This is a genomic window from Gordonia sp. PP30 (genome assembly GCF_023100845.1).
In the GTDB taxonomy this organism is placed as follows: domain Bacteria; phylum Actinomycetota; class Actinomycetes; order Mycobacteriales; family Mycobacteriaceae; genus Gordonia.
This window is the reverse complement of the sequence record NZ_CP095864.1, coordinates 4,282,936-4,296,205: the sequence shown is the minus strand read 5'-3', so window position 1 is coordinate 4,296,205 and position 13,270 is coordinate 4,282,936. Positions and strand designations below refer to the sequence as shown.

Here is a 13,270-nt window from a genome sequence, read left to right as displayed (position 1 = left end):
CCTCATGTCGGACGGTGTCGTTGCGGCCGGAACTCTGCCGGCGCTGACCCGCGGCCCGTGGCAGCGCCGGATGGACGTGATCGTGGTGGTCGCGACCTTCGGTGGTCTGCTCTTCGGTTACGACACCGGAGTCCTCAACGGCGCGCTCGAGCCGATGAAGTTCGAGTTCGGGCTCTCCTCGACTACCGAGGGCCTGGTGGTGAGCAGCCTGCTCATCGGCGCCGCGCTCGGGGCGCTCAGCGGAGGCCGGCTGGCCGACGCCTTCGGGCGGCGCCGGACACTGGTCTGGCTGGCCGTCGTCTTCTTCGCCGGGACCGCGGCCAGCGTGTTCGCGCCGGGACTCGCGGTGATGCTGCCGGCGCGCTTCATCCTCGGTCTCGCGGTCGGCGGCGCCTCCGTCGTCGTGCCGATCTATCTGTCCGAGCTGGCGCCGACGGAACGGCGCGGGGCGCTCGGTGGCCGCAACGAGCTCGCGATCGTCGCCGGTCAGCTCGCCGCGTTCGCGGTCAACGCGGTGATCGCGTCGATCTGGCCGCCGGCCACCGCCGCCGACCCCGGCGGCCACTCCGGAATCTGGCGCGTGATGCTGGCGATCTGTGCGATCCCGGCGGTCTGCCTGTTCGTCGGCATGCTGCGGATGCCCGAGTCGCCGCGCTGGTACGTGCGGCAGGGCCGGTACGACGACGCTCTGGCCGTGCTCCGCCAGGTGCGCAGCGAGGAGCGGGCCCGCGCGGAGATGGCCGAGGTGGAGCGGCTCGCCGCGGACGAAGAACTCGAGCATCTCGGCGGCTGGCGCGACCTCGCGGTGCCCTGGGTGCGGCGGCTGCTGCTGGCCGCGGTGATCGTCGCGATCGGCCAGCAGGTGACCGGGGTGAACTCGGTGATGATCTACGGCACCAAACTGCTCGAGGTCGGCGGCGTCAGCGGATCGGCGGCCCCGATCGCGAACGTCTTCGTCGGTGCGGCCGGCGTGATCGGCAGCATCTTCTGTCTCTACTACCTGATCGACCGCGTCCCGCGGAAGACGCTGCTGCTGACCGGCATGTGCCTGGTGATGGTCTGCCACGCGGCGATCATCGCGGTGACCCTGCTGATGCCCGGCTCGGGCCGCGCCGAGGCGTGGACCATCCTGGTGCTGCTCGGCCTGTTCGTCCTCTGCCAGCAGACGACGATGAACGTCACCACCTGGGTGTGCCTGTCCGAGCTGTTCCCGCTCCGGCTCCGCGGCTTCGGCATGGGCGCCGCGGCGCTGGTGCTGTGGCTGGCCAACGCGGCCGTCGGCCAGGCGGTGCCCGCGCTGGTCGAGGCCGGCGGCCTGGCCACCACCTACGGCACCTTCCTGGTGTGCACCGCGGTGTTCGCGTTCCTCATGTACCGCTTCCTGCCGAACACCAGCGGCCGTTCCCTGGAGGAACTGGAGGAACGATTCGCGGCGGGCGACTTCCGTTCCTGACCCCGGTGGTCTGACTAGAACGGTGGTGGGCCGTAGAGTTCGTCGGCGTGTGCGCGTTCGCGGCGGAGGCGGGCGCGTTCGGCGCGCCGCCAGGCGTGCTTGTGTGCGGTGGCGGCTCGAAGGCCTCCACTGGGGGTGCACGCGCCCGCGCGTGGTGGGGCTGGTTCGCCGGCCGGAGCTGTCTCGGGTGGTGCTTGGGCCTGGTGGGCGCATGTCGCCGCGGTCAGATCGGGGAACAGCCACTGATTCTCCGCGCGGGTCTCGAGCGTGATGCCGTGGACGGTGATCGCGGTCCACACGGTGCCGTCGTGGTCGATCCACTGTTCGTCGATCCAGCCGTCTGCGGGGTTGGTGGCGCCGAGGTGAGTTTTCAGCAAGTGATGCCGTTTGCATTTGGGGTTGAGATTGCACAGGCAGGTGGGGCCGCCGGAAGCGGGGCAGACCTGGTTGAACTCCTGGCAATGATCCAACTCGCAGTGCCAGGCGGGCTGATCGCAGCCGGGGACGGTACAGGTGCCGAACAGTGCGCGGATGAGGACGTCCAGGGCGGCGGTGGGTCGGTAGGGATCCCCGGGCTGGGCGGTGTCGGTGAGGAACGTTGGCGGCACAGGACCCCCGCTGGTCTCGGTCGCGGCGCCCCCGTCCTGGTCCCCGGTATCGGCGCTGCCTGTCTCGGCGTCCTCGTCGTCTCCGGTAGGTGGCCGGTACTCGGCTTTCGGTGCCGCCCGGGCGCCGTCACTGTCACCGCTGTGGGCGCCGCCGTTGTCGGGGGTCGTGGTCTCGGCTGTGGTCGCCAGGGTCCGGTGGGGTGTGAGGAGTTTACCCAGGTCGAGGTCTCGGACCAGGGCATCGGGGCCGCGCGCCAGATCACGGACGTGGTCGGCGCCGATCGGACCATGCCCATCCAGGAATCCGGGCTCGTCGTCGCCGCCGGCCAGGGTGGTCTTGCGGCACACTGCGTGCACGATGATTCGCGCCTGCCGCTCGGAGATCTCCTCGGTCGACAGGGTTGCGGTGCAGGTCTCTTTGCCGGTGCAGGCACAGGTGAACGGAAGACCGCGCAGCCGGGCGATCGCCGCCGCCGACCGTAACGCCCCCTTGCTGCGGGGATCGTTGGGACAGACTCCGGCGATCATCGCCTCGACCGCCTCGTACGCCAGACGGGTCTCTTCGGCGTCGGCGGTGATGGTGATCCCACCGAGCCCGTCGGTGTAGTCCCGCCGGGTCACGTTCTTACGTCGTTGGGCTTTGTCGCGGCGTTTGCGGGAGGCCTCGCGATCGTGTTTGTCGACGATGCGGTCGGCGATCCGTTCGGCGGCCTTTTCGGAGATGTGCCCGGCCTTCGCCAACGCGTTCGCCACGTCCTGGTCGACGGTGGCGACGATCGCGGGCTCGTCGACGATGTCGGTGCGGTCGACGACCTTGGCGAACATCGCCGGGCTGATCACCGTCTGCCGCAGCAGGTCGGCGGTCCTCGGCAGGCGTTCGGCCACGGCGATCGCCATCGCGACCAGAGCGCGGGAATCCCGCCGGTTCCCGGCGAACATGGCCCCGAAGAACTCCACCGCCACCGCGTAAGGATCGAACAGGTCTTTCTGCTCGGCCCCCGCGCATACCTGGTCGTCGAGGCCGGCCAGCGCGATGTCGAGGAACTGGCCGACCGCGTATAGCTGCTGCCAATACAGGAACGCCTGCCCCCGCCATGCCGACTCGGCGTACACGCCCCAGTCATGGCACTGGGTCTGCTCATCATCGGTGTCATCGGGGGCGACCATCCCCGCCGGAGCGAAGTCGACCCCGGCCCAGCGGGTGGCGAACTCGCCGGATGCCTCGCCGATCTCCATGGTTGTCACCTCCCTCTGATCACTCATGATGTTCGAAGTATCTATGATTTATAATACATTCATATTGTGGTGTGCGCTACCGATGATATCTGTGCCGTTGTGAGACTGTATCCCCTGGTTGTGGCACCTATTTGCGATCTCTGGGAGAGCTGACTCCTACGGCGGCAATCATGGCTCCGGTCGGTGTTGGGCATCGGACTGCGAACACGCGATGTTCGACTTCGGTACGACACCAGGAGTGGTCCTTCGACTGCAGATCCGCCGACGTCGACTTCAGCGGCGACCGCATCCCGCCCGTCTCGGGTCCACTCGCCTCATATGCCGAGGACCGCAAAGCAACTCGGGAGAACTGACTAGAGTTCAAGGCAGGGATGCCACGCCGACGAGCAGGGAGGTCCGGCCGCCATGACGCTTTCGTCGCCGGACGCCGCACCCTTCGACCTGCTCACCATCGGGCGGCTCGGCGTCGACCTGTATCCGCGGGAGTCGGGTGTCGGGCTCGACGAGGTGGAGACCTTCGGCAAATCGCTGGGCGGCAGCGCCGCGAACGTCGCCGTCGCGGCGGCCCGGCACGGCCTGCGCACGGCGCTGATCTCGGCCACCGGCGACGACCCCTTCGGCCGCTATCTCCACCGGGAGCTGACCCGGCTCGGCGTGGACGACCGGTACGTCGGCACCGCCGACGGGCTGAACACCCCGATCACCTTCTGCGAGATCTTCCCGCCGGACCGCTTCCCGCTGTACTTCTATCGCGAGCCGATCGCGCCGGACCTCACGCTGACCGCCGACGGCCTCGACCGTCCGGCGATCACGGACGCGCGCATCTACTGGTCGACGGTGACCGGACTGTCCCGCGAACCGAGCCGGTCGGCGCACCACGCCGCCTGGGAGGCCCGCGGGCGCGTCCCGATGACGGTGCTCGATCTCGACTACCGGCCGATGTTCTGGCCTTCGCGCGCGGCGGCGACCGCGCAGATCGAGGCGGCCCTGGGCCTGGTGACCATCGCGATCGGCAACGAGGACGAGTGCTTCACGGCCGTCGGCGAGCGCGACCCGGACCGTGCCGCCGACGCGCTGCTGGAACGAGGACTGGACCTGGCCGTGGTGAAGCGGGGCGCCGGCGGTGTGCTGGCCAAGACCCGGTCCGAGCGAGTCGAGGCGCCGCCGTGCCGGATCGAGGTGGTGAACGGCCTCGGCGCCGGCGACGGCTTCGGCGGCGCCTTCTGCCACGGGCTACTCCAGGGCTGGGACCTGGGGCGGGTCGCGGCTTTCGCGAACGCCGCCGGTGCGCTGGTCGCGGGCCGCCGGGAATGCTCGACGGCGATGCCGACCACCGCCGAGGTGACGGCGCTGCTGGCCGGGCATCCGGGCCGACGGGTGGGCGCGCGATGACCGCGATGCGCCCGCTGGCGACGCCCGGCCCGATCACCGAGGGTGCGTTCGCTCAGCTCCGGTTGACCCGGCTGGCCGACCCCGAGGCGGTGGGCCGCGCGTTCGCCGTGCGCCGGCGCCGCCCGGTGGTGCGCGGAGACGGCCGTCTGCTGATCGTCGCCGCCGACCATCCGGCTCGCGGCGCGCTCGGTATCCGGAAGGATCCGATGGCGATGGCCGACCGGTACGACCTGCTGCAGCGCGTCGCCACCGCGCTGGCCTGCCCCGGCGTCGACGGGGTCCTCGGCACCCCGGAACTGATCGACGACCTGGCCCTGCTCGGGTTGCTCGACGACAAGATCGTCGTCGGTTCGATGAACCGCGGCGGGCTCCGGGGCGCGGCCTTCGAGATGGACGACCGCTACACCGCCTACGACATCCCGGCGATCACCCGCGACCGCCTCGACTTCGCCAAGGCCCTCGTGCGCTTCGACCTGGACGATCCGGCGACCGTCACCACCATGGAGGCCACCGCCCGCGCCGTCGACGACGCGGCCGCCGCGCAGGTCCCGATCATGCTGGAGCCGTTCCTCAGCCGCCGCGTAGACGGCGCGATCGTGAACGACCTGTCCACCGACGCGGTGATCAACTCGATCGTGATGGCGGCCGGCCTCGGCGGCAGCTCCGCCTACACCTGGCTCAAACTTCCGGTGGTCGACGACATGGCCGACGTGATGGCGTCGACCACCCTGCCGACCCTGCTCCTCGGCGGCGACCCGGCGATCGGCCCGGATGCGGTCGCGTCGTCCTGGGAGTCGGCGCTCGCCCTGCCCGGCGTGGTCGGGCTGACCGTCGGCCGCGCCCTGCTCTATCCGCACGACGGCGACGTGGCCGGGGCCGTCGCGGCGGCCGCCGAACTGGTGCACGCGGCGGTGGAGCGGTGAGGGCGGCCGTGCCGAACGCCTGGTTCCGGCCGCGCGGAACCCTCGCCCGCGACGGCTGCGCGGTCGTGGTCGACGACGCGATCGACGGCTGGACCCACACCGGCCTGCGCGTCGCGGACGTCGCCGCCGGTGCCGCCGTCGATCTGCCTGCCGGTGACGTGGAGCGCCTGGTGGTTCCGCTGGCCGGGTCGTTCGACATCGACCACGACGGTGCCGCGACATCGCTGGCCGGCCGCGCGAACGTCTTCGCCGGACCCACGGACGTCCTCTTCCTCGGTGCCGGAACCGCCGCCACGCTGCGCGGATCCGGGCGGGTGGCGATCGCGCAGGCGCGGACCACCCAGGCCAGACCCGCCGTCCACCTGGGCGCGGGCGACATCCCGGTCGAGATCCGCGGCACCGGGCGCGACACCCGGCAGGTGCACGACCTCGGCACCCCGGACGTGCTCGACGCGGCGGCGCTGATCGTCTGCGAGGTGATCACCCCGGGCGGCAACTGGTCGTCGCATCCGGCCCATAAACACGACGAATACGTGCCCGGCCACGAGTCGCAGCTGGAGGAGATCTACTACTTCGAGGCGGCGCCTGCGCGCGACCTGGGCGCGCCCGCGGACGCCGACGCCTTCGGGATGTTCGTGACGTCGTCGTCGCCCGCGGGCGAGATCGACACGCACGCCACGGTCCGCACCGGCGACGTCGCGCTGGTGCCCTACGGCTATCACGGTCCGGCGACGGCCGCGCCCGAGTACGACCTGTACTACCTCAACGTGATGGCCGGGCCCGGACCGGAACGGGTCTGGCTGATCAGCGACGACCCCGGTCAGGCCTGGGTGCGCGACACCTGGCCGGGCCAGGAGGCCGATCCGCGACTGCCCTTCACCGCGGAACGGGCGGACCGGTGATGACCACCCGCAGACTCACCGTCGCCCAGGCGCTCGTCACCTTTCTCGGCCACCAGTGGACGGTCGACGGCGACATCCGCGAGCGGACCGTCGCCGGCGTGCTCGGCATCTTCGGGCACGGCAACCTCTCGGGGATCGGGCAGGCGCTGCTGGAAGGGGAGACGATCGATCCGGGGCGGATGCCGTATCACCAGGCGCGCAACGAACAGGCCATGGTGCACCAGGCCGTCGGCTACGCCCGCATGCATCGGCGGCGCGCCACCCTCGCCGCCACCGCCTCGGTCGGCCCGGGGGCGGCGAACATGCTCACCGGGGCGGCACTGGCCACCGCGAATCGGCTCCCCGCGCTGCTGCTGGTGGCCGACACCTTCGCCACCCGCGTCGCCGACCCGGTCCTTCAACAGCTGGAACACCCGCACGACCCGGGGCTTCAGGTGGCCGATGCGTTCCGTCCGCTGTCTCGCTTCTTCGGCCGGATCGACCGGCCGCAACAGCTCTACTCGGTGGCGCTCGCCGCGCTGCGCGTGCTGACCGATCCCGCCGAGACCGGCGCGGTGACCCTGGTGCTGCCGGAGGACACCGCCACCGAGGCGCTCGATGTGCCCGTGGAATTCCTCGCCGACCGCGATTGGCACCTGCGCCGTCCACCGCCGGAACGCGGCGCGATCGCCCGGGCTGCCGCGACCCTCCGCGCGGCGCGGCGGCCGATGATCGTCGCCGGGGGCGGGGTGATCTACTCCGGCGCCACCGACGCGCTGCGGGCGTTCGCCGAGGCGACCGGCATCCCGGTGGCCACCACCCAGGCCGGCGGCGGGTCGTTGCCCGCCGGGCACCCGCTCCACCTGGGCGGCCTGGGGGCCACCGGCAGCGCGGCGGCCAACGCGATCGCCGCGACGGCCGACGTCGTCGTCGGCATCGGCACCCGCTACAGCGACTTCACCACCGCCAGCCGGTCCGCGTTCGGCGACCCCGGCGTCGTCTTCGTCAACCTCAACGTCGCCCCGTTCGACGCCGCCAAACACGGGTCGCCGCTGCCGCTGGTCGCCGACGCCCGCGAGGGCCTCGCCGCGCTCCACGAGGCCGTCGCGGACCTGCACGTTCCGGCCGGGCACACCGCGGCGATCACCGCCGCGATCGACGACTGGGCGCGGGTCGTGGACCGGGCACTGGTGCCGCGGGGTGCCGAACTGCCCGGTCAGCCGGAGATCATCGGCGCCGTGCTGGCGGCGGTCGAACCCGCCGACGTCGTCGTGGCCGCGGCCGGTTCACTGCCCGGTGACCTGCAGAAACTGTGGCGCCCGCGGGATCCGCTCGGCTATCACGTCGAGTACGGCTTCTCGTGCATGGGCTACGAGATCGCCGGTGGGCTCGGGGCTAAGCGCGGCCTGCTTGACGCCGGTGACGACCGCGACGTGATCGTGCTGGTCGGCGACGGGTCGTACCTGATGCTCAGCTCCGAGCTGGCGACCGCGGCGGCCGAGGGCATCCGGCTGATCGTCGTGCTGATCCAGAACGACGGGTTCGCTTCCATCGGCGCCCTCTCCGAATCGATCGGTTCCGGCCGGTACGGCACGCGCTATCCGGGCGTCGACCTCGTCGCCCACGCGCGCGGCTACGGGTGCGCGGTGGTCGATGTGCCACCCGGCCCCGACGTGTGCGACGAGGTGCGCGCGGCCGTCGTCGCCGCCAAGCGTCGAGAGGGGCCGACCGTCGTGCACGTCCGCAGCGATCCGCTGATCCCGGCGCCCGACGGGCACGGCTGGTGGGACGTCCCGGTCGCGGAGGTCTCGGCGCTCCCCGATACCCGGGCGGCGCGGGCCGTCTACGACGAGCAGCGCCGGCGGCAGCGGCCGCTTCTGGGCGGCACGGAAGGAGACGCCACGGAAGGAGACGCAGATGGATGACGACCCCGCCCGGGCGACGGGCCTGCGCGTCGGGACCGCGCCCGACTCGTGGGGAGTGTGGTTCGCCGACCATCCCGGCCAGATCGGCTGGGAGCGCTTCCTCGACGAGGTGGCCGCCGCGGGCTATCACTATCTCGAACTCGGGCCGTACGGCTATCTGCCGACGGACCCGTCCCGGCTGGCCGACGAACTGGGCAGTCGCGGCCTCGCGCTGTCCGGCGGCACCGTGTTCACCGCCTTCCACCGCGGCGCCGGTGAATGGCCGGACACCTGGGCGCGGGTGTCGCGGGTGGCGGCGCTCGTGCGCGCGTTGGGCGGCGGGCATCTCGTCGTGATCCCGGAACTCTGGCGCAGCGACGTGACCGGCGCGCAGCGCGAGCCGCGCACACTGGACGACGGCCAGTGGCGCGCCCTCGCCGCCGGGCACGACCGGCTCGGCCGGGCGCTCGCCGCCGAGTTCGGCATCCGGCAGCAGTTCCACTCGCACGCCGACACCCACGTCGGGACCGCCGTCGAGGTGGAACGACTGCTCGCCGAGACCGATCCGGGTGCGGTCAGCCTGTGCCTGGACACCGGCCATTTCGCCTACTACGGCGGCGACTGCCTCGACCTGCTCGCACGCCATCCCGAGCGGATCGGCTACCTGCACCTCAAACAGGTCGATCCGGTGCTGATCGAGCGGATCCGGCGCGACGACGTGCCGTTCGCCGACTGCGCCGTCGAGGTGATGGTGGAGCCGCCGAGCGGGATCCCCGACTTCGCGCCGGTGATCGACGCCGCGGCCGCGATCGACCCGGACATGTTCGCCATCGTGGAGCAGGACATGCCGGGCTGCGACCTCGACCGCCCGGCACCGATCGCCACCCGGACCCGGCGGCACATCCTCGGCTGTCACCCGCTGACCAGGACCCGCTGATCACGACCCGAAGGGGCGTCACCGACATGACCTTCACCGAACTGCGCGTCGGCGTCGTCGGCGCCGGAGCGATGGGCCGCGACCACCTGCGGCGGCTGCACCGCGTCGTCGCCGGTGCTCGCGTCACCGCGGTGATCGAACCGGACACGGCGCGGCGCGCGGCGGCCCTGGACTCCACGCCCGGCGCGGCCGGATACCCGGACCTGGCCGCGGCCCTCGCGGCCGGCGGGCTGGACGCGGTGCTGCTCGCCTCACCCGGGCCCTGGCACGAGGACGACCTGCTCCGGTGTCTGGCCGCGGGCCTCCCGGTGCTGTGCGAGAAACCGCTCTGCCCGGACGCGGCGGCGGCCCGCCGGGTGGTCGGCGCCGAACTGGCGGGTGGCCGGCGGCTGATCCAGGTCGGTTTCATGCGCCGGTTCGATCCCGAGTACGCGGCCCTGCGGGAGCTGATCGCCCGCGGCGGTGCCGGGGAACTGCTGATGCTGCACGCGGTCCACCGCAACCCCTCGGTGCCGGCCGGCTACCGGCAGTCGATGCTGATCACCGACTCGGTGGTGCACGAGTTCGACGTGCTGCCCTGGCTCGCCGGGGCCCCGGTCACCTCGATCGAGGTCCGGTACGGGCGGCGCAACCCGCACGCCCCGGAGCACCTGCGCGAGCCGATCCTGGTGCTGATCGAGCTCGCCGGCGGCGTGCTCGCGGACGTCGAGATGAGCGTGTCCGCGGGATTCGGCTACCAGGTGACCACCGAGGCGGTGCTGTCCCGCGGGGTCGCCCGGATCGGAGCCCCTGCGGGTCTGCGGGTCTGGGCCGAGGGGGCGTCGTCGATCGCCGAGCATCGCGACTACACGACCCGGTTCGCCGCCGCCTACGACCGCGAGGTGCAGGACTGGATCACCGCTGTCCGCGCGGGTGGCGCCACCGGACCGTCGGCCTGGGACGGTTACCGCGCGGCGCTGTGCTGCGAGGCGGGTGTCAGCGCCCTGGAAAGCCCCGGCCCGGTGCCCGTCGACATCCCGCCCACCCCGGACCTCTACCGCTGAGCAGAACGCAATGACCCCGGAGCAGTCGTCTGCTCCGGGGTCGATGTTTCAGGGTTTCAGGCGTCCGCGTCGCCCTTCTGCCAGGTGGACCACGGCACCGTCCAGTCGCCGTAGGTGTCCCAGACCGGAAGGGTGGGGCCCTGGGAGTGGGTGATCTCGACAACGTCGCCGAGTCCGAAGTGGTTGTAGAACCAGATCGCGTTGTCGGTGCTCAGATTGACGCAGCCGTGCGACACGTTCGACGAGCCCTGCTGGCCGACCGACCACGGTGCGGCGTGCACGTACTCGCCGTCACTGGAGATGCGTTCGTCCCACAGCACGGTCTCGTTGTAATAGCCCGGCTGGCCCGCGCAGACGCCGTAGGTGCACGAGTCCATGGTCACGGTCTGCGACTTCTCGCTGATCACGTGCGGGCCGTTGTGCGACGGCGTGTCCGGGCTGCCCAGGCTCATCGGCATCTGATTCACCTGCTGGCCGTTGTGGAAGATGGTCAGCAGCTCGGTGGCGCCGTCGGCCTTGGCGATCCAGGAGTCGTGCACGGTGTAGTCGACCGAGTAGTCCTCGGCCCCGTAGACGCCGTTGCCGAGATCGACGCCGTAGACCTCGGCATCCAGGTGGATCTTGGTGCCGGGCTTCCAGTAGTCCGGTCCCCGGTAATGGACGTTCTGGTCGTCGATCCAGTACCAGGCGCCCGGCTGATTCGGGGTGGTGGTGACCTTCAGATGCTTCTGCACCTCGGCCTTGTTGGTGACCGGCGCGGTGAACTGCACGGAGATCGGCTGACCCACGCCGATCCCGGTCTGCGCCACCATGTCCGGATCCGGGACCACGTTGGCGTACGCGGTGGAGTCCGGGGCGATCGTGTTGACCGTGAAGGTCTGGTGGACCGGCTTCTGATCGGCGTTCACCGCCGTCGCGTCGACGGTGTAGGTGGCGCCGTAGCCGAGATCCTCGGTGGTGCTCCAGCGGCGCCCGCCCGGATCGAGCTTGCCGGTCACCTGCTTGCCCGATTCGGCGGCGTTGGTGACGGTCACCTGGGTCAGGGTGCCGCCGGTCGCGTCCACGACGATCGGCGTCGTCGGGTTCAGTTTCGCGTCGTGCGGGGCCAGGGCGATGGCCGCGGGCGGCGCATCGACGTGCTTGGGGGTGCTGTTGGTGCAGGCCACGATCAGGGTCGACGCGGCCGTCAGTGCGACAGCGGACAGGGAGAGGCGGAGAAGTCTATCGCGCATCCCTCTAGTGTGGCAGCGCCGTCTGTGTCCTTGCTCAGCCGCAATCGACGGGTGGAATTCAGCCGTTTGCGGTGACTGCGGCGGTTATTCCGGTTGCCGCGGCCGTGACGGCGAAGACCGAGGGCCAGGCCCCGATCTTCTTGGCCAGGGGATGGGAGACACCGAACGCTCCCAGGTAGGTGGCGGTGAGCCCGGCGGTGACGGCGGGCCCCCGCTGCAGCCAGCTGCGACCGGCGACGGCGCCCGCCGCCGCCAGGACCACTCCGCCCAGCTCGCGGCGCCCCGAGTAGCGGGCGACGGCGTAGCCGCCGATCAGGCCGGCGGCGACAGCGGGAACGGAGGGATCGATACGCATAGGGCTCACCTTAGACGAGCGATTCCCGCCCGCCGGTTGAGCCGGCGAGGCGCCGGCCGAGTCGTGTCCTTTCGCCGGTTGAGCCGGCGAGGCGCCGGCCGAGTCGTGTCCTTTCGCCGGCTGAGCCGGCGAGGCGATAGCCGAGCCGAGTCGAAGCCACCACCTCTCGGTCGCCGGGGCATGGGAGGCGTCAGACCGTGAGCAGCACCTTGGTGGCCCGGCGCTGGTCCATCGCCCGATAGCCGTCGGCGGCCTCCTCGAGGGGGAGGGTGAGGTCGAAGACGGCGCCGGGATCGATCTCACCGGCCATGATCAGGTCGATCAGCTCGGGGAGGAAGCGGCGGACCGGAGCCGGACCGCCGGCCAGGTGCACGGTGGCCCAGAACAGAGCGCGGCCCTCGATCTCGACGCCGTGCGAGACGCCGACGAAGCCGATGTGGCCGCCGGGCCGGGTGACGCCGATGGCCTGGTCCATCGATTCCTGGGTGCCGACCGCCTCGACCGTGCTGTGCGCGCCGAGGCCGTCGGTGAGCTCCTTGATCTTCGCGATCCCGGCCGCGCCGCGCTCGGCGACGATGTCGGTCGCGCCGAATCGGCGCGCGAGCGCCTGCCGGTCCGCGTGCCGCGACATCGCGATGATGCGGTCCGCCCCCAGGCGCTTCGCGGCCAGCACGGCGAGCAGGCCGACGGCGCCGTCGCCGACCACCGCGACGGTCTTGCCGGGGCCGGCCTCCGCGGACACCGCGCCGAACCAGCCGGTGCCGAGGACGTCGGACGCGGCGAGCAGACCGGTGACCTGCTCGGGCGTCGGCGTGCCGGGCACCTTCACCAGGGTGCCGTCGGCCAGCGGCACGCGGGCGCGTTCGGCCTGCGTACCGATCGACCCCATCCCGACCATGTGGACGCAGCGCGACTGGTATCCGGCACGACAGATGTCGCAGGTGTTGTCGGAGGCGATGAACGAGCCGACGACGTAGTCGCCGACCGCCAGGGAGGTCACGTCGTCGCCGATCTGCTCGACGACGCCGACGTACTCGTGGCCCATCCGCCGGGGTTCGTTCACCGCGTCGATGCCGCGGTAGGGCCACAGATCGGAACCGCAGATGCAGGTGGCGGTCACCCGGATCACCGCATCGGTGGGTTCGACGATCCGCGGGTCGGGAACCTCCTCGGTCCGGATGTCTCCGGGGCCGTGGATGACGACTGCGCGCATGGGCGGATCTCCTTTCGCGATGGGGGTCGTGCCATTTCGACTCTAGTGTCGCGTGGCGTTAATTAGTTTCCTGTTCCGGGGTTGAGAGAATGG

General features: G+C 71.4%; 11 protein-coding genes. 7 read left to right on the top strand and 4 right to left on the bottom strand.

Annotation, left to right across the window (positions count from 1 at the left end; all coding sequences use genetic code 11):
• Positions 1 to 4: 4 nt before the first annotated feature.
• The gene (locus MYK68_RS19845; protein ID WP_247865442.1) at positions 5 to 1,453 is read left to right on the top strand and encodes a sugar porter family MFS transporter; all 1,449 of its coding nucleotides are present in this window, start codon (positions 5 to 7) and stop codon (positions 1,451 to 1,453) included.
• Between the two features lie 14 nt (positions 1,454 to 1,467).
• Here MYK68_RS19845 and MYK68_RS19840 read toward each other — a convergent pair whose 3' ends face one another.
• Complete coding sequence (locus tag MYK68_RS19840) at positions 1,468 to 3,324, bottom strand: HNH endonuclease signature motif containing protein (RefSeq protein WP_247865441.1); 1,857 nt, start codon at positions 3,322 to 3,324, stop codon at positions 1,468 to 1,470.
• 378 nt (positions 3,325 to 3,702) lie between these two features.
• Here MYK68_RS19840 and iolC point away from each other — a divergent pair, with 378 nt between their 5' ends.
• Genes iolC through MYK68_RS19810 form a run of 6 tightly spaced genes read left to right on the top strand, consistent with a single transcriptional unit; the run spans position 3,703 to position 10,377 of the window.
• Positions 3,703 to 4,689: a 5-dehydro-2-deoxygluconokinase gene (iolC, locus tag MYK68_RS19835; protein ID WP_247865440.1), complete on the top strand. Its 987-nt coding sequence runs from the start codon at positions 3,703 to 3,705 to the stop codon at positions 4,687 to 4,689.
• Positions 4,686 to 5,612, top strand: a complete 927-nt coding sequence (locus MYK68_RS19830; RefSeq protein ID WP_247865439.1) for a Cgl0159 family (beta/alpha)8-fold protein — start codon at positions 4,686 to 4,688, stop codon at positions 5,610 to 5,612. Before iolC ends, MYK68_RS19830 begins: the two co-directional genes overlap by 4 nt.
• A gap of 8 nt (positions 5,613 to 5,620) precedes the next feature.
• Complete coding sequence (gene iolB / locus MYK68_RS19825) at positions 5,621 to 6,514, top strand: 5-deoxy-glucuronate isomerase (protein WP_247865438.1); 894 nt, start codon at positions 5,621 to 5,623, stop codon at positions 6,512 to 6,514.
• A complete protein-coding gene (gene iolD / locus MYK68_RS19820; RefSeq protein ID WP_247865437.1) occupies positions 6,511 to 8,418 on the top strand; it encodes a 3D-(3,5/4)-trihydroxycyclohexane-1,2-dione acylhydrolase (decyclizing) in 1,908 nt (635 codons plus the stop codon). The genes iolB and iolD overlap by 4 nt, the downstream gene beginning before the upstream one ends.
• Complete coding sequence (locus tag MYK68_RS19815; RefSeq protein WP_247865436.1) at positions 8,411 to 9,334, top strand: sugar phosphate isomerase/epimerase family protein; 924 nt, start codon at positions 8,411 to 8,413, stop codon at positions 9,332 to 9,334. Before iolD ends, MYK68_RS19815 begins: the two co-directional genes overlap by 8 nt.
• A 26-nt stretch (positions 9,335 to 9,360) precedes the next feature.
• Positions 9,361 to 10,377 (top strand): Gfo/Idh/MocA family protein, encoded by a 1,017-nt coding sequence (locus tag MYK68_RS19810; RefSeq protein ID WP_247865435.1) that lies wholly within the window; start codon positions 9,361 to 9,363, stop codon positions 10,375 to 10,377.
• Between the two features lie 56 nt (positions 10,378 to 10,433).
• On the opposite strand, the gene MYK68_RS19805 is transcribed toward MYK68_RS19810, so the two are convergent.
• From MYK68_RS19805 to MYK68_RS19795, 3 genes are all read right to left on the bottom strand, one after another.
• The gene (locus MYK68_RS19805; RefSeq protein ID WP_247865434.1) at positions 10,434 to 11,609 is read right to left on the bottom strand and encodes a L,D-transpeptidase; all 1,176 of its coding nucleotides are present in this window, start codon (positions 11,607 to 11,609) and stop codon (positions 10,434 to 10,436) included.
• Positions 11,610 to 11,667: 58 nt separating this feature from the next.
• The gene (locus MYK68_RS19800) at positions 11,668 to 11,964 is read right to left on the bottom strand and encodes a hypothetical protein (protein WP_247865433.1); all 297 of its coding nucleotides are present in this window, start codon (positions 11,962 to 11,964) and stop codon (positions 11,668 to 11,670) included.
• A 190-nt stretch (positions 11,965 to 12,154) separates the two neighbouring features.
• Positions 12,155 to 13,177: a zinc-dependent alcohol dehydrogenase family protein gene (locus MYK68_RS19795; protein WP_247865432.1), complete on the bottom strand. Its 1,023-nt coding sequence runs from the start codon at positions 13,175 to 13,177 to the stop codon at positions 12,155 to 12,157.
• Between the last annotated feature and the right edge of the window lie 93 nt (positions 13,178 to 13,270).

Bases quoted from the DNA above. Each gene is read 5' to 3' on its own strand.
- MYK68_RS19845 (WP_247865442.1), top strand. From the start codon at position 5: ATGTCGGACGGTGTCGTTGCGGCCGGAACTCTGCCGGCGCTGACCCGC.
- MYK68_RS19840 (WP_247865441.1), bottom strand. From the start codon at position 3,324: ATGAGTGATCAGAGGGAGGTGACAACCATGGAGATCGGCGAGGCATCC.
- MYK68_RS19795 (WP_247865432.1), bottom strand. From the start codon at position 13,177: ATGCGCGCAGTCGTCATCCACGGCCCCGGAGACATCCGGACCGAGGAG.
- MYK68_RS19830 (WP_247865439.1), top strand. From the start codon at position 4,686: ATGACCGCGATGCGCCCGCTGGCGACGCCCGGCCCGATCACCGAGGGT.
- MYK68_RS19800 (WP_247865433.1), bottom strand. From the start codon at position 11,964: ATGCGTATCGATCCCTCCGTTCCCGCTGTCGCCGCCGGCCTGATCGGC.
- MYK68_RS19810 (WP_247865435.1), top strand. From the start codon at position 9,361: ATGACCTTCACCGAACTGCGCGTCGGCGTCGTCGGCGCCGGAGCGATG.
- MYK68_RS19815 (WP_247865436.1), top strand. From the start codon at position 8,411: ATGGATGACGACCCCGCCCGGGCGACGGGCCTGCGCGTCGGGACCGCG.
- iolC (WP_247865440.1), top strand. From the start codon at position 3,703: ATGACGCTTTCGTCGCCGGACGCCGCACCCTTCGACCTGCTCACCATC.
- MYK68_RS19805 (WP_247865434.1), bottom strand. From the start codon at position 11,609: ATGCGCGATAGACTTCTCCGCCTCTCCCTGTCCGCTGTCGCACTGACG.